Consider the following 21,418-nt stretch of genomic DNA (forward strand, 5'->3'; position numbering starts at 1 on the left):
TCTCCTTGGTTATTTTTTAACCATACCTTTTAATACGAACGCAACGTTTGCTGGACGTTCTGCTAAACGACGCATGAAATATCCATACCAGTCGTTTCCATAAGGTACGTAAACACGCATTTTGTATCCTTCTTTTACTAGCTCAAGTTGACGCTCATTACGAATACCATATCACATTTGGAATTCAAATTGATCCCTTGGAATATTATGTTCTTCAGCAAGTTTTTTTGTATATTCAATAATCGCTTCGTCATGTGAAGCAATTGCAGTATAATTTCCATTTAATAAGTGCATTTTAATAATTTTTTTATAATTGTCATCTACATCTTTCTTGTCTGGGAACGCTACTTCTTCAGGTTCTTTATAAGCACCTTTTACAAGACGTAAATTCGGATTATAAGCATTTAAATCTTCAATATCTTTTTCTGTACGATATAGGTAAGCTTGAATAACAGTACCAATATTATCGTATTCAGATTTTAATTGTTTAAAGATATCAATTGTTTTACCACAGCGTGTATAGTCTTCCATATCAATGGTAACGAACACACCATTTTCTTTCGCCGCTTCTAAAATACGGCGCATATTGTTCATTACGATTTCATCAGAGATATCTAATCCCATAGAAGTCATCTTTAAAGAAAGCTGCGAATCAAGACCTTCTCTTCCAATTGCACGGATCGCTTCAATCGATTGGTTAGCCATTTCATTTGCTTCCGCTTCATTATCAACGAATTCACCTAAATAATCGATTGTTACGCAAAGACCTTGCTTATTTAATTGTTGAATGGCAGCTGTCGCTAATTCAATCGTCTCCCCTGCGACGAAGCGACCTGCACCAAAGCGTAAACCGTACTTTTTAGCCAGTTTTGTTAGCGCTTTATTTTTAGATAAGAAAAAAAACGAATTTCGCATTAATTGTTCCATGTAATTCACCCCTATGACTGTAATTTATCTGTTTTTTACCCCTCTTCAAAATTATATCATTGTTTAAAATTATTGGATACAAATAATTATTTAGATAATTTATAAAATACTATAAAAACATTTAAAAACCTATATTTCTGCTTATAAATATACCTGAAATATTTTTCGACATTTAGAAAAATGGAGTTTAATAGGCATAAAATAGGCATGTCGAAAATATTCGACATGCCTATAAAATCCTTTATATTCCATGTAAATTATATAAGGATATTAATACAGAAAACTTACGATTATATTTCCCTCAAGTTTTTTTATTGCTCATTTCGCTTCTCTTCATTCAGCCTTTTAATATCTGTAATTAACTGTACCATCTCTTCTTTCGCATCAGGATATGTCTCATTCCAATGCTTCACTAAAGCCGGCAGCGTCTTCGCTATGTAAGAATACAGTGCCCACTTCTGCACCTGTTCTTTTCTCTCTTCATTGCTCTCTCCAAGTAATAGTTCCGTGTATTTTTCTAGTAACCCGTCAAATTGTTCATTAAACTTTTCACTCATCTTATCTACCTCCTATATGAAAAAAGCAGCGAAAATCGCTGCTTTTCCTTATAATTTTGATCGAACAGAGTTTAATTTCTTTTCCATCGTGCTTACTTTATCACGACGATCATCGATACGAATTGTTGTTGCAACACGCTGTGCACCTTTCGTATATGGAACTTCATGCATTTGTTGAATTACTTCTAGAATGACAGGAAGATCTCCTTCAATAATTGTATTCATCGGTGTTAATTGATACTTCACGCGATCCGCATTTTTCTCTAGCACCTTTTGTACTTCTGCTACATATTCACTAACACTTGGATTACCTGTTCCTACTGGAATAATCGATACATCAACAATTGCCATAGTAGTCTTCCTCCTATAATCGTTTCTTATATATCCATTGTCTATTTTACCGAAATCCTCATCATTTTACTAATATGTTACTCTTCCACTTTAAACTGCTCGACTAATCTTTCTAAATCTCTCATATGTTCTGTCAAACTTTCCATCGTGTGAGCTACCTTTTCTAAATGATTCACCTGTGATTCCGTTGCAGCATGTACCTCTTCAGAAACAGCTGCACTTTCTTGACTCGTACCAGCAATTGTATGCATTACCGCTGTAATTTCCCCCTGCTCGTAACCTATGTTATGTACCTCTTCTACAATTTTTTCAACTGAAGTACTAATCGTATTTACGACTGACATAATTGTGCGGAACTCCATTTCCGCCTCTGTCGTCACTTTATTTTGCACATCTGCAATGTCTTTCAATTTACTTACAACTTCTACAACCCTTTTTACTTCTAATTGTACATCACCAATCATCGTTGTGATTTCTCCGGTTGCCTCTTTTGATTGTTCTGCTAATTTCCGCACCTCTTCAGCAACAACCGCAAATCCCTTACCTTGCTCACCTGCACGGGCAGCTTCAATCGATGCATTTAAAGCAAGTAAATTTGTTTGATCCGAAATGCCTTTTATAAGCTCAACAACATTTTGAATCGATCCAACTCTTTGTTCTAACTTATCCGATGCTTCTTCTGTATGAACAACAATCGAAGATGATTGTCCCCTCGTACGGATTAAATTCCTCATTGTATTTAATCCTTGCTTAGATGCCTCTTCCGCTTTGCCAGCCACTCCTTTTATTTCACCAACGGAGCTATTCATTTGTTCCACTGACTCCGCCATATTCTCGAGCTGAGCTGAAACTTCATCCACACTATTCGCAAGAGTAGAAGCTCCTCCGCTCACATCATCCATTGCTCCTGAAACTTCTCTACTAGCCGCTACTGTTTCGTTCGTTAAATAATGTAAACTATTCGTTGATTGTTGCACCGTTGATACGCTGTTTTTAATTTTACTTACCATTTCATTCATTTGTTCAACCATATCATTAAAGTGCTTAGTCAACTCTCCAACTTCATCTTTACTTGTCACTTTCATTCGGAGCGTTAAATCGCCTTCTGCTACTTTTTGCACGTGATTCTTTAATAGTTGCAGTGGTCTTGCTAATCTTCTTGAGAACAAGTAGGAAGCTACGATTCCAACTAATAAACTAATACATGCCATTATAATAACTGTATTTCTCGTACTATTTAATAGCCCATCGATCGTTTCTTTCGGATAAAAGATTCCTATCGTCCATTTCATCGTATCAAATGATTGACTATAAACAACTACATCTTCACCTTTTATTGTAGTGACCGCATATTTTGTTACCTCTTTATTTAAGCTCTTTATAAGTGGCTCTTTAGAAACATCTTTCCCTATCTTTTCTGGATAAACAAGAGCCATATTTTTATCATTTATAATAAACATTTCTCCGTCATTATTGTATTGAATATTGTGAAGCAACTTCTGAATCGTCCCAAGCGATACATCCATCGCAACAACGCCTAATACAGATCCATCTTGAGCTGTAATTGCTTTAGAAACACCTACACTTAACTTTCCTGTTGCAATTTCATAAGAAGGTTGTCCCCAATGGACCTTTTTTACATCAGCCTCTGAATCTTTATACCATGGTCTTGTCGTTGGATCGTATCCTTCTGGCACTTGCCCACCTTCAGCAAGATTGGCACTTAATGTTTTTTTATCTTTCGTACCAATATATAAATCTAAAATACCAGGATGATTCTTTTTATACTCTGCAAACTCTTTCGTTAAAAACGCTTCCTCTTCTGGAGTAACCCCACCTTGAAGCATATTACGAATCATCTTACTGTTCGCGTAATACCCCATATCTTCATCCGTTCTTTGAACAAATGTCGTAAGTTGCTCTGTCACAAGATCCATCGCATTTTGAGAATACTCGTCTAAGGAACGCACTTCCTTTTCTTTCTGTAATTGATACACAGCTGTACCCAATATTACGAACATCATAGAAATAAGAACTGAAAACACTACCGCAATTTTTAATCGTAAACTTCTTAACATCTTCCCCCAAGCATCCCCTTCGCATTAAATTGAAATCTTATTAATCATTATATTAAGTATAATAGATAAAATTAAAAAATTGAAATTAATTCTCACCTTAATACAATTAGAAAACGGACTACCACTTGTGCAAAAACAAATAGTTCATTATCCTTAAAATATAATCTCATTCGTTCGGAGGTAACTATGTTACAAAAATTCGGTTTCTCACAATATGAAAGCCAAGCTTACGAAGTTGTCGTATCAAGCAATGAACCATTAGATGCTACAACGATTGTGAAGCATTCAGGTGTTCCAAAAGCAAAAATATATGAAGTGCTAGCACGCCTAATCGATAAAGGAATGGTAATGGATTCTGTTTCAGAAAAGAAAAAACTGTATACAGCATTACCACTAAAGCTAGCAATTGAAAAATTAACGACAGAATTCCAATCAAATATTAAAGAACTGGAAACAAATATATCAAAAAAATCATTTACAGATGACCGTGTGTGGAGCTTAAAGATGCAATCTTCTATTCGAGTTCAAAGTAAAGAACTCATTGAAAGTGCAAAAGAATCAATCCGTATTTCAGCTTGGAATGATACTCTTTTAGAATATCTTCCTTTACTAGAACAAAAAGCAAAACAAGGTGTTCAAATTGAATCCCTTATTGTTGGAGAAGTAGAAACAGACTTAGAAAACATGCATTTTCTAATCCCAGCTGAAGAACCTAATGCATTAGAGCGCTACTTGCTACTCATCGTTGACGATCGTGAAATTTTATTTGCTGGCGTAGAACAAGAGTCATGGCAAGCGATGAAAACAATGTCACAACCTTTCGTAAAGTTCTTTACAGAATTTTTCTATCATGACGTTGCACTTGCAAAGATTACCCAGAAACACCATGACCTCTTTATGGAAGATGAGGAAATTAAGAGTTTGTTAATGAAATTAAGATACTAATTAAATAATAAAAAGGAGTCTAGTTTTTCACTTAGACTCCTTTTCGTTTTGTTCCTTTATCTCCATCAACAGCTCAATGATTTTCTCATTTTGCTCTACCTGTTTCTCTGAATTTTTATAGATGAAACGAACCCATCTAAGTGCAAGAATAATAAGAAACAAAGGGAGCATTGAAATTAGAAGACCAATAATTGAAAAATTCGTATACATATACATCACCTCGCTACATATAAATTCTCCACCTTTCTACTAAAGCCTGCAATTTTTTCCAAATAAAAAAAGAACCTATCAAACGATAGATTCTTCTTTCACGAACTGAGTAGAGCGTCCTCTCGTAATCGAGAAAATCGCGCAAAGCAATGCTAATATAATAAAGCCACCGCCTACCCAAGCATTATATATAACAGATGATTTTTCGATAACAACTCCGCCTACTGTTGAACCAAGTGCAATTCCTAAATGAAGGGCAGAGTTATTTAAACTTTGCTGAATACCAGCTGATTCTGGTGCAATTTCAATTAAATAGTTTTGTTGCGCTGGTGAAATCGCCCAGCTCAGCATACTCCAAAGTCCCATCATAATGATGAAGAGCGGGAATGAGAATGTCATTAATGGCAGTATGAAGATTGCACACGCAAATACGATAATGATGGAAATAATACTTTTCTTCGATCCCCATTTATCAGCAAGCCAGCCACCAAAGCCGCCACCAATTACTGCTGCGATTCCGAAAATAAAGTAAAACACACTAATCCAGTTTGCTTCAACATGCATGACATCTTTTAAAAACGGTGTTAAATATGCATACAATGTTAAATGCCCTGTTAAAAACAAAAATGATGTTAACTGTGCACTTACAATTTTTTTATCTTTTAAAGTAGCAAGTTGTTCTTTTATTGATAATACCGATGTCGGTGGTACTTTCGTTAAGAATAATGAAATACAAGCAATTGCCATAACTGTTAATACCGAAATTAATACAAATGGTGCACGCCATCCGTATGCATTTCCGAGTACAAGACCAAGCGGTACTCCAAGCACAAGTGATCCACTAATTCCCATAAAAATGATTCCAATTGCACGCGCACGAAAATGCGGTTCTACTACACTAGAAGCAAGTGTTACCGATAGTGCAATAATTAATGAACCACTCGCCGCACAAATAACCCTTGAGAACATCAGCATTCCGTAATTCACACTAAATGCCGAAATAATATTTCCGATTAAGAAAATCGATAATGCTCCAACATACAATGTTTTTCTTTCAAACTTCCCTGTCAAAGCTAATAAAACTGGACCTGACAAAGCAAATACTACCGAAAATATTGTTATAAGCTGACCAGCTGCACTAATAGATACTCCTAAATCATTGGCAACTAAATCGAGCGTTCCTCCTATAATTAGCTCAACCGTTCCGACTACAAAAGCCGCGATAGCTAAAATATAAACACGAAAATTCAAGTCTTTCCCCACGCTTTCTATTTTGGTTACTACGACTATAGTAACCAAAATAGAAAATAGACGCAAGTACAATTTTTTTACAGTAAAAAAGGTAGGCGTATAATACGCCTACCTTTTCATCATTCTGTTTCTTTCTTCTTATTTAAATACCAATACACCGGAAGTCCCGTAAATACAATTCCAATCGATAAAAAACAACTTACTGGATCGTTAATAATCGCACTACCAATTACAAAGAACGAACCTAAAATCGCTACGATTGGTACGATTGGGAATAACGGTACACTATATGCACGCTCTTTATTCTTATTACGTTTTCTTAAAATGAAGACACCAATAAACGTCATTACATAGAAAATATAAATAATGAATACGGAAATCTCAGATAGCTTATTTGGATCACTAATAATCATTAAAATAATTCCTAAAATGATTTCAACAGTAATCGCATTTGCTGGTGTTTTAAATCTCGGACTTTCCTTTGCAATAAACTTAGAAAATGGAAGTTGTCCACGCTCTGCCATAGACATTGGGATACGTGGGAACGTTAAAATCTTTCCATTTAAACAGCCGAAAATAGAAACGATAATACCGATACTAATAATTTTTCCGCCATATTCTCCAAGTAACATGCCTGCAGCTGTCGCTGTTGCATTTTCTCCAAGGTCTACAATTTTCGCTGCTGGTAATACATTTAATAATGCCAAGTTAATTAATACGTAAGCAGCCGTTACGATTAAAATCCCTACTGTCATTGCTTTCGGTAATAACTTTGTTGGATTCTTCATTTCTCCACCAATCGAAGCAAGTAAAATCCAGCCGTCATAAGCAAATAACGTTGCTAAAATTGCCATACCGATACTTTGATTTTCCGATATCGGCACAACTACGTTAAAAATATCGCTATTCCCTTTCCAGAAACCTAGCACAACAATTAACACAATCGGAATCATCTTCCCAATTGTCGTGATTGTTTGAACGATACCTCCGTATTTTGTTCCCATACTATTTACAACGCCAAGGAACACAACCGTTCCAATTGCGATTGGTAAATTCCACACTTTATCTAAATAGAAAAAATTAATCATTAAAGAACTAAAGTATAAACCTAATGTTCCGATAATAGCAGGTCCATAAACAATTGTTTGCATCCAACCTGATAAATATCCCAAAAAACTTCCGTAAATCTCCTCTAAATACGTATACAACCCACCATTTTTCGGGATTTGCGCTCCAATTTCAGCAACTGTTAAACCACTTGCTAGCGTCAACAGACCACCAATTACCCAAGCAAGAATGGCCATATTAGAACTCCCCGAGTAATCTAATACGCTCCCTGGTTTCATAAACACACCAGATCCAATAATCGTTCCTACTACGATAGAAAGTGCTACTGTTAAACCAATTTTGTTCTTCTCATCATGATGCATGCTGCGTATCCTCCTTCCAATCCTAGTGTGATGCAAAAATGAAATAAAAAAACACTCCTCCCTAAAAAAGGGACGAGTGTTGTATTCGTGGTTCCACCCTTGTTTCAATTCGTAAAGTAACACACTTCACCAATTTCTCAAGTCTAAATAACGGTTTTTGCCGGCAAGCAATTACTAGATGCTCGTTCACTGCTGCAGTTCAGAGGTGGTAATCCATTTTTCCGTATTAGGAAGCTCGCAGCCAAAGGCTTCCCTCTCTGGAAATCGTAAAAAATTGATCGTGTCCTCATCATCACTTCTTGATGTCGAATTTTGTAGTTATTGTTCATTATATTGAATTGTTAGAAAAAATCAATATGTTTTTTATATAACATAGGAAATATTTATCTTCTTATATTATAACAGAAGATACAAAACTTCTCTATTTCCCTAAAAATGGTATAATCCATTTAGGAGGTGCACCAATAATGATTGCTGTCTTTTGTATCATCGCTACGTTTCTCTCTGTTCTATTCGCTATCATGCATCGGCACAAGTATCCTGGTTATAGCATTTTAGCGGTAGCTATTATACCAGCTGTTTCCTTCTACGTATTGGGTAAATATCAATATACGGAAGTGTTTATCGGTTTTGCAATCTTCTACTGCGTCTTCGGATACATACTAACAATGAAAAAAATTTTATTAAATCATTAAAAGGGACCGATTTCTGCTAACAGAAATCGGTCCTCTCACGTATCTTTCGGTTGCCCACACGAAAGATACGACTTCATTCAATTATTTCTCATCTTTTTTCATAAAAAACTTATGGTGCGGTAAATCAACATTCAATGCCTCTAATTGTTTCTTTTCATTGTCTAAAATCGCTTTTGCTTTTGTTTTTGTTGCCTCATCTAATCCTGCAAATATATCTTCATGCTTCTCTTTCTCTGGAAGTTTCACACCTAATTTTGTTAATTCTTCTTTTGCTTGCTCATGCGTTAATTTTCCAGATTTCTTTTGCTCTAAAATTGACTTTGCTTTTTCTTTTGCCTGTTCATCTAAGTTAGCAAACATGTCTCCATGTTTACCTTTCTCCGGCATTTTCACGCCTAGCTTTGTTAATTCCTCTTTTGCTTGCTCATGCGTTAATTTTCCAGATTTCTTTTGCTCTAAAATCGACTTCGCTTTCTCTTTCGCCTGTTCATCTAAGTTAGCAAACATGTCTCCACGCTTACCTTTCTCCGGCATTTTTACGCCTAACTTTGTTAATTCCTCTTTTGCTTGTTCTCGTGTTAATTTTCCAGACTTTTCTTGCTCTAAAATCGACTTCGCTTTTTCTTTCGCCTGTTCATCTAATCCCGCAAACATTTCTTTACGTTTTTCTTTTTCTGGAAGCTTTACACCTAGCTCCTGTAACTGTTTCTTTGTATCGTCCATAATCGTTTTTACTTTTTGTTTTGTAGCGGCATCTAAATCTTTTTTCGCTGTTTTTGTCGCTTGCTCAGCTGTTGGAGTATTTGTTGCCGCGAATGCCGGAACACCGACTCCTCCAATGATTCCGAATGATAAAGCACCTGCAATCGCTAAATAACCAACTGTTTTCTTCTTCATAGGAAATTTCCTCCTTCATATTTCTAAAGCATGTACACTTTCGTATACAACGCCAATAGTAATATTGGTTTCTTAAAATTTCCTTAACGATTCAAATAAAAAACACCGCTCGTAATGAGCGGTGTTTCTCTATGCTTTTTGTAATTGTAACTCTTCACGTTCCATTATTTTTCTTAATACAATTGTTTGTGTCATTGTAAATAAGTTACCTGTTATCCAGTACAACACAAGTCCTGATGGCGCCGCAAACCCCATAAATAGAATCATTGCTGGCATCATAATTTGCTGCATCTTTAGCATCTGTACTTGTTCTCCAGGTGTAATATTCGATTGGAAAACTTTCATCTGAATAAATGTCGTTAACGCTGCAATAATCGGTAATATATGATATGGATCTGCATGTCCTAGGTTCACCCATAAAAACGAAGATGTGCGAATCTCTTCCGTTCTGCTAATCGCATAATACAAAGCAGAGAAAATCGGCATTTGTATAAAAATTGGCCAGCAACCAGCAAGTGGATTCCAACCGCCTGATTTCATTAGTTCTGACATTTCTTTTTGATACTGCTTTTGTTTTTCAAGGTCTTTGCTTACATCACCGTATTTTTTCTTTAGCTTCTGCAATTCAGGTTGCATTTTCTTCATTTTCGCTTGGCTGCGATATTGCGAAACAGCTAATGGAATCATGGCTGAACGAATAACGAGCGTCATAATAATGATAGCAACCCCGAAGCTAGCTCCCGGTATATGATGAGCAACAAATTGAATCATATACGAGATTGGATATACGAAATAATGGTTCCATATTCCCGTACTATGTGAATCAATTGTGCCTGCATTACTGCAGCCAGATAAAACAAAAACAAGTACTACTGATAAACTAATGAGCGCAGCTCGGTATGATTTTAACATGTTCATTCCTCCAATGTTTCGTAATTATTTAGCGAAACATTGGTGTATACGGACCAACCTCATCATTCTCTTCACTTGATTCTTGTCTGCGTACGGAACGAATCATTCCATATTTATAAAAAATTGAAAATAGCGGTACATTTCCCGCACTATCTTCACATGTATCAACTAACGCAAAAGCTCTTTGTCTACCGCTTGATGCTTGTTGACGCACAAAGCGAGAAACATTAGTAAGGAAGAAAACTTCTAATAAACAAAGTGCTGTCGTTACAAACGATATATATAGAATTGCATCCTGCAATAAAAATTCCATCGCTTCACATCCTTAATAAGGTCATTTTAGCACATCGGGCAAATATTCTCTATTTCCTTTTATTTTCAAAAAAAGTATTTTGCATATTTTCTCAAGAAAACAATAATTAAGAAACGTTGTATTCGCTTTCTTTAGCATATTCACACACATCAATGAATAGGCTTGATTTATTAGAAATTTATAAAATTTTTGCATTATAATAAAACTATTGCCAGTTTTTGAAAAAACCTTTATTCTCTTCTTGTAATCAAAAATGAATATGGAGATGAAACATACTATGGGTCAACTAGGAGACGCCGATTACGTTCCCGACACCGCCTTTTTATCCTTCCCAGCAGCTAAAAAATTTCACTTAGAATTTATGATACAGTTGGTTGTTATTTTTATAGCTTCTATTTTGTATGCAATTTCTATGAATATGTTTTTTATCCCGCATAATATGATTAGCGGTGGATTCGCTGGTGTAGGGATGATTATCGGTTATTTAATGCACTACAATATCGGTGCACTTATCTTTTTACTAAACATTCCTCTTCTTATTTTAAGTCACTTTTACTTAGGAAAGAAGACAACCTTTTTAACAGCGTACTTTGTAGCTGTATCATCGTTAGCGATGAACATTATCCCGGTACACCAAGTTTCAGACGATATTTTACTTTCTTCTGTATTCGGTGGTGTTATCTGCGGAGCAGCTTCAGGAATTATATTCCGATTTGCTTCTTCAACAGGTGGTTTTGATGTTGTTGGATTGATTGTAGCGAAATATCGAGATGTTTCAATTGGAGCAATCATATTTGTATTCAACTTAATCTTACTTGTAGCAGCAGGTTTTATTTTCGGATGGGATATTACACTTTATACGTTAATTAGTCGATTTGTAGTCAGCAAAGTTATCGACGCTGTGCATACGAAACATATTAAATTAACGATAATGACTATTACAGAAAAAGGCGAGGAAATAAAAAGCGCACTACTACATCACGGCATACGCGGGGTGACAATGGTAGACGCTGTCGGCGGCTATACAAACCATAAGAAAAAAATGATTTACACTGTCGTGACTCGCTATGAGTTAGGCGAAATGAAACGTATTATCCGTCAAGTGGATAACAAAGCATTTATGAACATTACTGAAACAGTTGAAATTGTCGGCCGTTTCAAACGCATATAAAACCGGTTAATAAATTAAAGGGCATAACATATTATATATGACTAATATGTTATGCCCTTTGTTATTCAAATAACGTACCTTTTAGCATAATAAAATCACTAAGTTTATTACTACAAATCGGAGGATAGCATTCCATATACAATACTATCTGTCCATTCCTCTTTATTCCAAAAATCTTGTATGAAATGGGCTTCCTTTCTCATGCCTATTCGTTCACACAATTTTTGTGAAGCTGTATTACGTGCATCAAGATTAGCCTGTATACGATGTACATTACATTCATTAAATAATTTCAATACCAAACTACTTACTGCTTCTGTTGCCAAACCTCTCCCAGCTACTTCATTTGCAAAACTATAACCAATCTCAACAGTGTCTTTCATATTTGTGTACCATACTGATAAATCACCAACTACTTTAGTTTTGTATATAACTGCCAAACTTAATATTGTTTCTTTAGTAAGTACATTATTTGCTAGCTTCTTATTAAATCTTTTCTGCATGTCTTCATGAGTCCACTTATTATGTAATAGGAACTTACATGTATCATCACTATTATAAATAGCAAATACATCCTGTAAATCAGTACTCTTAAAAGGTCTAATTATTAATCTTTCTGTTGTGAACTCCAAGTTAGCTCTCCTCCCTTACATTCATGCTATAAAACATTTTTTATAGTATTTAAGCCTCATTCTTAGATCTCACCTTGATTACATATTTCATCATAATAAATTAAAATCCTTCTTCCACTAAACTGCACCGTTAATTGTATTTCCTCACGCTTTTTATTTTTTACACTTATTACAAAATCAGATAATTCTATTATTATGTCCCTAAATGTGTTATAATGAAAGCAGACTCACAAAAAAAGAGTATATAGACTTGGAAGTTTCTCTTATTTTACAAGCAAAAAGAAACGAGCATTCGGGTATATTTCAGACACCATACACGTAACGGTTTAAATAACCGATCATCTTAGTTACTCTTCAATGATCTTTTTATAAAAAGATACGTACAATTAAAACTCACTTCAATATACTATACCTACCTTTTTGACTTCCAAATCATCTTATTACATAGGGAGATGAACATATGAATCAATATATACGATATACAATAGCTGTCCTGTTTGCTATTATCGGCGGAGCAATCTGCTTCTGGACAAACACTCAGCTTGGAGAGAATATCATCTTTAACGGAATCGAAACACTTGTAAGCGCTTCAATTCTAGGTGGATACATTTACTTCCTCTTCAATCCAGAAGAAAATGCTCAAAAAACAATGTTATTAACAATGATTGGAATCGTCGGTGGATGTATTTCCTACTCGATGACAAACTATACATTACCACTTCAATTAAGCTCAGCTTTCTTCCACGGTCTATGGACTTGGTTCATTGCATTCTGCCTAGCAGACGTATTCAACCTATTACAAGACACTGAAGAAGATAGCGGTCGTCAAATTGAAAGTAACTCTTAAGCTGGAAGATACTCTTCCAGCTTTTTATATTGTTTTGCATATCCCCGCATCACGATAAAAAGAAGTTACCCTCACGGCAACTTCTTTTCCACATACCCCACTTCGTATTCACTAAAATATATCAACGATTTTTCAAATATATCGATCATTTCTCCACTTATATCAACGATTTTTTCATTATATCGACGGTTCAACACAAGATATCGATTTAACGACAACCTTCGACACTCGAAACGCACCACATACCCTATCCCCCAAGCAACTTACTGCCGAACTCTACGATTAAAAAGATAATTAATAGGATCGCGAGTATCTTTAATGCTACATATGCCACTTTAAAAACAACATAAATGAGCAAGACTATCAAAATAATTGATAAAATTTCCATATCTACTTCCTCCAAACTTTGCTCTTCTTATCTCATTTTACTCGCCCCGGGCTATTTATGGAACGGCATAAGATGACATATAAAAAAGAGGATACCTCACCCATCGTAAGATACCCTCACCTTCAACTGCTCAAACCATTCTCTTTCTAATTGTAAATATCCCATCTCACTCTTCTCGGCGCTCTCCAATTCTTTATCAGCTTTCTTCATATAAGTATGGGAAGCTTCTAGATCATTCTCTAAATATTTGATAATTCCTTGTGTACGGTAATATCCACTTAGGTCCATTTTTGTAATAGCCTTTGCATGTTCCTTTGCTTCTTGCAAAGAAAGACTATCCATCTGATAAAGGGCTTTATATAAAAGATACCAACTATGAAAACTACTAACGAAAAACTTATTTTCTTTCGTTACAGGTAGTTGAACAATTCGTTCTATATACGGTATCGCTCTTTCCATTCCCTCTTGATCTGCACGAGCAAAAAAGACAAGCATAAGTCTACTCATTATCTCTCTTATCCCTTTATTCTCTTTTATTTTCTCCTCACTCAATTCTACTAATCTTTCATCCCAATCTTTCGGTCTTTTATAACTAAATAACTCACTCGATATTTGAATCTCATATAAATGATTTCTAGCTCTTTCATCATCTTTAATTAAAATAAGAAATTGCATCCCATCACTCATAAGCGTTCCTTTTATCGGCACAATTGTAACCGCAAAGATTGCAAAATGGAAAAAGGAAAAATATAAAAGATATTGATAATAACTTACCATGTATATGTAACCTGAGGTAATACCAAATAGTAAACTTGTAATCGGTCCACCTAAAGTGAGCCACGCCCATTTTTTCGAAAGATTCGGTGTCTCTATAGAAGGTGGTACTAGTGTTGCAACGCCTCCAAAGTACGCCCATAATTTATTTTCTCGAATGCGTAATTTTCCCTTTTCTTTTTGAATAGTAATGAGTCCTACTGTCATAAATTTAAATGTTAAACCACCTATTACACCAAATACTACATGTCCTAGCTCATGAATGGCTAACACTAACAATGAAATTCCAACTATTGCCCATAGGTTCAAAATTACTTCTAATTTCCCAGTTCGGATTACTCCGTATAAAATGGACAGAATTAACGCCACTGTCATTGAGCCAGCTGGCCTTCTTAAAATATCCACCTTTTTCTCCCCTTAATAAATCATTTTCCTTTGCATTTCGTACATGAACTTCCCAAGATGCAATATCCAAATAAATGAGATTAAGCCAATTAATACAAAATCGATATTACTAGCAGCTGTATATATAACGGCAGCCCACCATACATATGCCAATATTGTATTCGTAAATTCATATGCTTTATATCCAGCCTCATGCACAATGTGCTTTAATCCTTCATCTGCATTTTTCGTCCACATTTTCATAGATTCCATATACGTTACACCCTGTTCAGGATATAGCTTATTATAACGATTTTTTGTTATGAGTCCGATAATTACTACTGTAGTTAAACAAGCAATAGAAGCTACTAAATTCCACACCGCAAATGAAACATTTGTATCCTGCAACAGTGCACGTCTACATGTAATAACTGCATATACAAACCATGCCTGCGTAACTATATCACCTACACGTAAATATATACTTATAATGCCTAATTTTCTGCCTTGTACGCTCTCTTCTTCATCGCGTGCCTCTGCTAACATACGTGTATTCTTCCAAGTATAGTACATCATTAAAATTCCAAAAATAGTACATATACCTATAAATGTATTGGATGATAATTTTCTCGGTTCATCCGAGAGTAAATTTAAAGCTATATAAGACGTTAAAAATCCTCCTATCATACTTAATGCTATTTTCCCCACAGAATCAAATTGTTTTTTTCGCTTACTCTTCATCGTCCTCTTCCCCCTCTACTAACGTAAATATTTCCTCCACCGGTACATTGAAAATTTGTGCGATTTTTAACGACAATACGATAGATGGTGCATAATCCCCACGCTCAATTAAACTAATCGTTTGCCGTGATGATCCAATCGCTTTCCCTAAATCCCCTTGTGATAAACGATGCTTTGCTCGCAATTCCCTCACTCGATTTTGAAGCTTCATGTCTTCCCTCTTTTTCATTTATTTAATTAAAATTGTAAATAATATCCTTATTTTTGTCAATTATATTTGTCATTACGACTATAATAATTGACAAGATACTTATTTCTTATCTTGTATCAAATTCCTATAAAGAATGTAAAATGCACATTAAACATAGTCTTAAAAATAAAATAAAAAAGGCAGTGCTTTTGCACTACCTTCCTAAATTCTGACATAGAATGGATTTCATATTAACTTGCGTTTTGTAGTAATACTCGTTTTAACTGCTTACGGAAACGAATACCCAACGTAACCGCTACAATCACAATAACTCCAAAAATGATTTTACCGATATGACCTTCTAGCACTCCAAAGATATCATGTAAGTTTCCACCTAACCAGTAACCACCGATTAAGAAGAATGATACCCAAAATAGAGCGCCTGAATAAATTGTAATGGCAAAACGACGGAATGGTAAATTAATAATTCCTGCAAAGTATCCTGTGAAATGACGTACACCAGGAATAAAGAAACCAATAAAAATTAGGAAGTACCCATACTTATCAAACCACATTCTCGTTAAGTCAATTTTTCTTTGTGTTAAAAATACGTATTTCCCATACCTTTGAATGAAAGGCATACCTAATTTATTTCCTAAAAAGTATTGAATCGTCATTCCTACACTTGTCCCAATAAAGGATAGAATGATTAAAATCGGTAAACTTAAATCACCCTTATGTGCTAAAAATCCCGCATATGCTAATGTTGGCTCTCCCGGAAACGGAAGTGCAATATATTCTAACAGCAAACCGACAAGTACAACATAATACCCGTATTGCTGAAATAATTCATGAATCCATTCCATGTCATCTCTCCTTTCAATCACGTACAACTTCTTACTATTATTGTATAAAAAAATTGTCGAAATAACTATCACAATAGCTTACATTTTTATTACATTTTTGTAAGGGTCACACTAATGATTTTCGTTCTTTATTAAATAGTAAAAATCATTTTTCAATTCGAAATAGCGAAAAGACGCATTAATAACATGCAGATTTTATCCATTTTTTAGCACTAAAAAAGCTCTCTTATTTTGTTCTCAATAAAAAACCATCACAAACTCATGCTAACTTCATATTAGCTTCATATACGTATTGTAAGATTATATCGGAATTTGTTGAAAAATTTAACCAATATATGACTAAGCATTAATTTGAATAAATATAAGTCGTTTTTCGAAATTGAAAAAAGGGTGAATACGAAATGGAAGCATATAAAATGCACGATTTTATTAATACAAATGTTGAATCTCATCAAAATGAAACCGTTTTTAATTTACAAATATGTGAAACAAGTGAATTTGACGTAAGTTTAACAAAATCTACAACACTATCTTTTATCGTTTCAAAAAAGAATATTAAAATTGTCACGAAAAAATGGATTAATTCAAATCAAGAAAGCATGATTGGCAAAAGCTACATCATTCCAACAAAAGCTTTTCACTATTTCTTACCAATCATTTCTGAAAATGAAGATGAGCTAAATATTCAAGTTCAAAGTTTTGGCCTACGTGGTGAGCTTTTATTAAATGAAAGATTACTTATTGATAACAACAAACACAACAGCAAAATCACTACATTCTTTGAAACATTAGATGAAAATGTAAATAAAGCATTACGAGGATTACAACTTCATTGTATGTAAGACTATTACGATAGTAAAAGGAGAATAACAATGAAAAAATTATTATTAAGCGCACTATTATCATTAGGATTTTTAACTCTTCCATTCGCTAGTGCAGAGGCAGCTACAACGAAAGATCAATTAATCGTAGACACTCAGTTAAATAAAATGGATTATTATCAGGATGGAAAATTTATAAAAAGTTTTACTGTCGCTACTGGAAAAGCTGCAACACCTACACCTAAAGGCACTTTTCAAATCGTAAATAAAATTAAAAACCGCCCTTATTATACAGGCAAAATTAAAGGCGGCGATCCACGTAATCCACTTGGTGACCGTTGGCTCGGATTAAATATGGCAGGAACTTACGGAACAACTTATGCGATTCACGGAACTAACAATAATCAAGCAATCGGCAAATGGACAACACTTGGTTGTATTCGTATGTATAACAATGATATACACTGGTTATTTGAGCGCGTTCAGCAGCAAGCTACTGTCACTGTAAAATAGCCTAAAAACAAGATTTATGTGTAGCCAAGAATTTTATGTCTTGGCTTATTTTATTTATTCATTTACAGTAGCAAAACAACTGTATTTACATATATAATAGGAATAGATTTGATTAGCTGATATCTAAACATTGATAAACGTAGATATTAAAATTATACAGTTATAATGTTTTATAAATTTTATAATACATACTATAATAGAACTACTGTAATTCTGAACTATTCAGTAACACTAAACTATTCCCCTTGCTACCTTCATGATTATTTTATAGCGGGGGCTTATTATATGTATAAACAATCTGAGTCACTCGAAAAATGATGAATTCGAATATTGCAGTAAAAAGCGTTATTTAGGAGGTGTTACTATGACGCATATACTGGTGATTGAAGACAACCCAGATATACAAGAACTTATTCGTGAATTTCTAATGGCACAAAACTTTACAGTTGATGTAGTTGGTGCTGGAACAGAAGGTATTCTTCTTTTCCAAAAAAATTCATACGATCTTGTCCTCCTCGATGTAATGTTACCAGATATAGATGGCTATAGTATTTGTAAAATTATGCGAGGACAATCTGATGTACCAATCATTATGTTAACAGGCTTACATAATGAAGAAAGTGAAATTAAAGGATTTGAGTTAGGTATTGATGACTATATTACGAAACCGTTCCATTACACTGTATTTATTAAGCGTGTAGAGGCTGTATTAAGAAGGGCAGCAACGAAGGAAGCAGAAGCTGCAACTATACTACAATTCCATGAATTGATGTTAAACTCTACAGCATATGCAGCTTATGTTCATGGTAATCAAATTGAATTGACAACAAAAGAATTTGAAATTATTTATACTTTACTGCAAAATCGAGGAAAAGTATTATCAAGAAGTGATTTGTTGAATAAGGTATGGGGCTATGAACATTATGGTGATGTAAGAGTTATAGATACACATATTAAAAACTTAAGAAAAAAATTAGGAATTCCTTATATTAAAACGGTGAAAGGCATTGGCTACAAAATCGAATCGTAGCAAAGACAACATCACCAAAAATATTTTCATCAAAACCTTATTATTTTGTATTCTTTTATCACTTTGCCTTTATCAAATTATTTACTTTCTAGCTTCAAACTACGATAAAGAACATTTTGCGAAAGAAAATGGAACGCCGACTACAGAACAGGCCGATTCAGATAAGCAAAACGACGGAAGTAAAACGAAGCAAAATAAAGCTGTGTCAGAGGAGAGCATTTCTAATTTCCAATCTTCTATTATAGATTATAAATCTCTTTCTACAGCTATCAATCACCTTTTGCGGCCTAGCCAAACTGTAAAGGCAAAAGAACATACACAAAATCTTTCGGGGAAAAATAGCACTTCTAATCCGCCTACAGAAGCAGAAAAGAAAGCCGCTAATAATGATGCCTTACATACACAAAATGCAGCAAGTAAAACAAATGATACAAATGATAATCCAAAGTTAGCAGATGCGTTGCAGCAATTAGCTCCACATATTGGCGCGACAATGCTTGCATTATCACTACTTGGATCTTTAATTTATACAAAACTAATTGCCAAACCTTTTCAATATATGAGCGATGCTTTAAAAGATATTATGAATCTTGATTTCTCAGATAAAAAGCTACTTAACAAAAATGCAGATCAAACAGATTTTAATTTGCAAGTAGCTGCTTCACAAGTACCAAATATTGTGAGGAATTTACATGAAAGCAATCAAGATTTAAGAAGCGAGCTCAAGAAGGAACAACAATTAGAACAATCTCGTAAAGAATTTATGTCTATGGTGTCCCATGAATTAAAAACACCAATCGCAGCCGTTATGGGACAACTAGATGGCATGATTCACGGAATTGGAGCTTATAAAGATAGAGATAAGTATTTGAAACGTTCCTACGAGATGATGCAAGACATTAACATATTAACGGAAAAAATGTCATAATTATCCAAAATACAAAACCCTCAATTTAAACCGAATTTAGAAGTCATTTCTTTATCTAATATTATTGAGGATGTTATGAAGAAAGTAGATTACTTTGTATCTGTAAAACAATTAAATGTACAATCTAATATTAAACACGACGTACAAATTTTAGCTGATCCTAAATTTATTCAAACTGCTATTTTTAACATTATTTCAAATGCAATTCATTATACAATTGACCATCAGCACGTATATATAAAGCTTTATGAAAAACCAAATGGTTATGCATTAGAAGTATTAAATACAGGTTCACAAATTGATGAAGATAAACTTGCTCATTTATTTGAGCCTTTTTATCGCGCAAACCCTGATAAACACGGTTTAGTACAAGGTAGTGGTCTTGGATTATATATCGTGAAACAAATATTAGATAAACATCAGTTTCCTTACGGGATACAAAACACAGCTCAAGGTGTAAAATGCTCCATTGTATTCCCAAAAGCAATGTAACATTCACTATAATTACATACCCCAAACTCATACTTCATGTGTGAGTGGCGGAATTTTGTAGAGTGTCTTACTCTGTTTCGTTCGCCCGTTATCCTTATTTGGATAGCGGGCGTTTTTTATTACTTAAAAGGAGGATTTTTTATGGAAAAGTTTAAATATTCATTGCTCGTTTTATTCGGTGCTTGCAGCTACGGCATACTTTCAACTATTTTCAAACTCGGATTCATAAATGGATTTTCAGCACATCAACTACTAGGGGGACAATATGTCTTCGGATGGATTGGACTATTTCTACTCGTTCTTTTCTTTTCACGTCATAAAGTAACAAAAAAACAATTTTTTTCATTACTAACCGTCGGAACAACAATGAGTATGACTGGGATTTTTTACGCTATTTCTGTAGAAGAACTACCCGCATCTATCGCTGTCGTCCTACTCTTTCAGTTCACTTGGATTGGTGTCATTATCGAAGCAATTGCAAATCGAACATTTCCAAGCCGCGATAAGATCATATCTATCCTTATTTTATTTGCTGGTACATTGTTTGCAGGTGGTGTATTTGAAGGCCTCGGACAAAGTTTTTCTACGAAAGGGATTATCTTTGGGCTATTAGCTGCTGTCTCTTTTTCATTCTATGTTTTTGCGAGCGGGCGCGTCGCTACGGATGTTCCGCCTTATACGAAAAGCTTTCTTATGACAACAAGTGCTACTCTTATCGTATGCCTATTCTTTCCGCCAACCTTTTTAACAGACGGTGCTTTGCAAGCTGGCCTATGGAAATATGCTTTCTTCCTCGGATTATTCGGCGTTGTTGTACCTGTCATTTGTTTTTCAATCGGTGTACCAAAGGTTGGAACAGGGCTTGGTACAATATTAGGTGCAGCTGAATTACCAACTGCTATTATTGCTTCTATTACACTTGTACATGAAGTCGTAACGTTCATGCAGTGGATTGGAATTATTTTTATATTGGTTGGGATTTTCACTCCTCAGCTACTTACGGCTAGGAAAGAAAGGAAACACAATCGCGTGCACAGCGCTTGAAAAAATACAGAATTTATATAAAAGATATAAC

23 protein-coding genes, 2 pseudogenes and 1 other annotated feature are annotated in these 21,418 nt (G+C 34.6%); of the genes and pseudogenes, 9 read left to right on the plus strand and 16 right to left on the minus strand.

Annotated features, from left to right (window positions below; all coding sequences use genetic code 11):
* Positions 1 to 9 precede the first annotated feature (9 nt).
* From MR169_RS10830 to MR169_RS10845, 4 genes and pseudogenes are all read right to left on the minus strand, one after another.
* Positions 10 to 927: pseudogene (locus MR169_RS10830) on the minus strand (proline dehydrogenase family protein).
* A 311-nt stretch (positions 928 to 1,238) separates the two neighbouring features.
* Positions 1,239 to 1,484: a YusU family protein gene (locus MR169_RS10835; RefSeq protein WP_242319369.1), complete on the minus strand. Its 246-nt coding sequence runs from the start codon at positions 1,482 to 1,484 to the stop codon at positions 1,239 to 1,241.
* A gap of 48 nt (positions 1,485 to 1,532) precedes the next feature.
* Positions 1,533 to 1,835: an MTH1187 family thiamine-binding protein gene (locus tag MR169_RS10840; RefSeq protein ID WP_001018860.1), complete on the minus strand. Its 303-nt coding sequence runs from the start codon at positions 1,833 to 1,835 to the stop codon at positions 1,533 to 1,535.
* Between the two features lie 77 nt (positions 1,836 to 1,912).
* Positions 1,913 to 3,913: a methyl-accepting chemotaxis protein gene (locus MR169_RS10845; RefSeq protein ID WP_136986393.1), complete on the minus strand. Its 2,001-nt coding sequence runs from the start codon at positions 3,911 to 3,913 to the stop codon at positions 1,913 to 1,915.
* 186 nt (positions 3,914 to 4,099) lie between these two features.
* Here MR169_RS10845 and MR169_RS10850 point away from each other — a divergent pair, with 186 nt between their 5' ends.
* The gene (locus MR169_RS10850; RefSeq protein WP_000939479.1) at positions 4,100 to 4,858 is read left to right on the plus strand and encodes a TrmB family transcriptional regulator; all 759 of its coding nucleotides are present in this window, start codon (positions 4,100 to 4,102) and stop codon (positions 4,856 to 4,858) included.
* A gap of 27 nt (positions 4,859 to 4,885) precedes the next feature.
* Here MR169_RS10850 and MR169_RS10855 read toward each other — a convergent pair whose 3' ends face one another.
* The 3 genes from MR169_RS10855 to MR169_RS10865 form a co-directional block, all read right to left on the minus strand.
* A complete protein-coding gene (locus MR169_RS10855; protein WP_000288473.1) occupies positions 4,886 to 5,068 on the minus strand; it encodes a hypothetical protein in 183 nt (60 codons plus the stop codon).
* Positions 5,069 to 5,146: 78 nt separating this feature from the next.
* Complete coding sequence (locus MR169_RS10860) at positions 5,147 to 6,331, minus strand: MFS transporter (protein WP_002062676.1); 1,185 nt, start codon at positions 6,329 to 6,331, stop codon at positions 5,147 to 5,149.
* Positions 6,332 to 6,438: 107 nt separating this feature from the next.
* Positions 6,439 to 7,749 carry an APC family permease gene (locus tag MR169_RS10865; protein ID WP_016118847.1) on the minus strand — a complete coding sequence of 437 codons (1,311 nt, stop codon included), beginning with the start codon at positions 7,747 to 7,749 and terminating at the stop codon, positions 6,439 to 6,441.
* Between the two features lie 65 nt (positions 7,750 to 7,814).
* Positions 7,815 to 8,051 (minus strand) — a binding site (T-box leader).
* Between the two features lie 165 nt (positions 8,052 to 8,216).
* On the opposite strand from MR169_RS10865, the gene MR169_RS10870 reads away from it, so the two are divergent.
* Positions 8,217 to 8,444: a hypothetical protein gene (locus tag MR169_RS10870; protein WP_000562238.1), complete on the plus strand. Its 228-nt coding sequence runs from the start codon at positions 8,217 to 8,219 to the stop codon at positions 8,442 to 8,444.
* An 81-nt stretch (positions 8,445 to 8,525) separates the two neighbouring features.
* Here MR169_RS10870 and MR169_RS10875 read toward each other — a convergent pair whose 3' ends face one another.
* The 3 genes from MR169_RS10875 to MR169_RS10885 all read right to left on the minus strand — a co-directional run bounded on the left by MR169_RS10875 (position 8,526) and on the right by MR169_RS10885 (position 10,566).
* Positions 8,526 to 9,341 (minus strand): hypothetical protein, encoded by an 816-nt coding sequence (locus MR169_RS10875; RefSeq protein ID WP_000730878.1) that lies wholly within the window; start codon positions 9,339 to 9,341, stop codon positions 8,526 to 8,528.
* Positions 9,342 to 9,470: 129 nt separating this feature from the next.
* Positions 9,471 to 10,253: a membrane protein insertase YidC gene (locus tag MR169_RS10880; RefSeq protein ID WP_000920519.1), complete on the minus strand. Its 783-nt coding sequence runs from the start codon at positions 10,251 to 10,253 to the stop codon at positions 9,471 to 9,473.
* A 28-nt stretch (positions 10,254 to 10,281) separates the two neighbouring features.
* Positions 10,282 to 10,566: a hypothetical protein gene (locus MR169_RS10885; protein WP_000394936.1), complete on the minus strand. Its 285-nt coding sequence runs from the start codon at positions 10,564 to 10,566 to the stop codon at positions 10,282 to 10,284.
* Between the two features lie 277 nt (positions 10,567 to 10,843).
* On the opposite strand from MR169_RS10885, the gene MR169_RS10890 reads away from it, so the two are divergent.
* The gene (locus MR169_RS10890) at positions 10,844 to 11,737 is read left to right on the plus strand and encodes a YitT family protein (protein ID WP_242319370.1); all 894 of its coding nucleotides are present in this window, start codon (positions 10,844 to 10,846) and stop codon (positions 11,735 to 11,737) included.
* A gap of 110 nt (positions 11,738 to 11,847) precedes the next feature.
* Here MR169_RS10890 and MR169_RS10895 read toward each other — a convergent pair whose 3' ends face one another.
* Positions 11,848 to 12,369 carry a GNAT family N-acetyltransferase gene (locus MR169_RS10895; RefSeq protein WP_016118849.1) on the minus strand — a complete coding sequence of 174 codons (522 nt, stop codon included), beginning with the start codon at positions 12,367 to 12,369 and terminating at the stop codon, positions 11,848 to 11,850.
* A gap of 460 nt (positions 12,370 to 12,829) precedes the next feature.
* On the opposite strand from MR169_RS10895, the gene MR169_RS10900 reads away from it, so the two are divergent.
* Complete coding sequence (locus MR169_RS10900; RefSeq protein WP_001077763.1) at positions 12,830 to 13,216, plus strand: DUF3938 domain-containing protein; 387 nt, start codon at positions 12,830 to 12,832, stop codon at positions 13,214 to 13,216.
* A gap of 247 nt (positions 13,217 to 13,463) precedes the next feature.
* On the opposite strand, the gene MR169_RS10905 is transcribed toward MR169_RS10900, so the two are convergent.
* From MR169_RS10905 to MR169_RS10925, 5 genes are all read right to left on the minus strand, one after another.
* Positions 13,464 to 13,604, minus strand: a complete 141-nt coding sequence (locus MR169_RS10905; RefSeq protein ID WP_000404758.1) for a DUF3985 family protein — start codon at positions 13,602 to 13,604, stop codon at positions 13,464 to 13,466.
* A gap of 96 nt (positions 13,605 to 13,700) precedes the next feature.
* Positions 13,701 to 14,753, minus strand: coding sequence for a site-2 protease family protein (locus MR169_RS10910; RefSeq protein WP_136986161.1), 1,053 nt, complete (start codon positions 14,751 to 14,753; stop codon positions 13,701 to 13,703).
* Between the two features lie 42 nt (positions 14,754 to 14,795).
* Entirely contained in the window at positions 14,796 to 15,503 is a 708-nt protein-coding gene (locus tag MR169_RS10915; protein ID WP_000837712.1) for a DUF3169 family protein, read from the minus strand.
* A complete protein-coding gene (locus MR169_RS10920; RefSeq protein WP_000776168.1) occupies positions 15,493 to 15,714 on the minus strand; it encodes a helix-turn-helix transcriptional regulator in 222 nt (73 codons plus the stop codon). The genes MR169_RS10915 and MR169_RS10920 overlap by 11 nt, the downstream gene beginning before the upstream one ends.
* 230 nt (positions 15,715 to 15,944) lie before the next feature.
* Positions 15,945 to 16,559 (minus strand): DedA family protein, encoded by a 615-nt coding sequence (locus MR169_RS10925; RefSeq protein ID WP_000454755.1) that lies wholly within the window; start codon positions 16,557 to 16,559, stop codon positions 15,945 to 15,947.
* Between the two features lie 401 nt (positions 16,560 to 16,960).
* Between MR169_RS10925 and MR169_RS10930 the strand changes: the two genes are divergently transcribed.
* The 5 genes and pseudogenes from MR169_RS10930 (at position 16,961) to MR169_RS10950 (ending at position 21,387) form a co-directional block, all read left to right on the plus strand.
* A complete protein-coding gene (locus MR169_RS10930) occupies positions 16,961 to 17,401 on the plus strand; it encodes a DUF3978 family protein (RefSeq protein WP_000388768.1) in 441 nt (146 codons plus the stop codon).
* Between the two features lie 30 nt (positions 17,402 to 17,431).
* Positions 17,432 to 17,893, plus strand: coding sequence for a L,D-transpeptidase (locus MR169_RS10935; protein ID WP_000735058.1), 462 nt, complete (start codon positions 17,432 to 17,434; stop codon positions 17,891 to 17,893).
* A gap of 364 nt (positions 17,894 to 18,257) precedes the next feature.
* Positions 18,258 to 18,923: a response regulator transcription factor gene (locus tag MR169_RS10940; protein ID WP_000148833.1), complete on the plus strand. Its 666-nt coding sequence runs from the start codon at positions 18,258 to 18,260 to the stop codon at positions 18,921 to 18,923.
* A 76-nt stretch (positions 18,924 to 18,999) separates the two neighbouring features.
* A pseudogene (locus MR169_RS10945) lies at positions 19,000 to 20,343 on the plus strand (sensor histidine kinase).
* Between the two features lie 141 nt (positions 20,344 to 20,484).
* Positions 20,485 to 21,387: an EamA family transporter gene (locus MR169_RS10950; RefSeq protein WP_000410483.1), complete on the plus strand. Its 903-nt coding sequence runs from the start codon at positions 20,485 to 20,487 to the stop codon at positions 21,385 to 21,387.
* The last annotated feature ends 31 nt before the right edge of the window (positions 21,388 to 21,418 follow it).

The organism is Bacillus cereus group sp. BfR-BA-01349 (genome assembly GCF_022663795.1).
In the GTDB taxonomy this organism is placed as follows: Bacteria; Bacillota; Bacilli; order Bacillales; family Bacillaceae_G; genus Bacillus_A; species Bacillus_A cereus.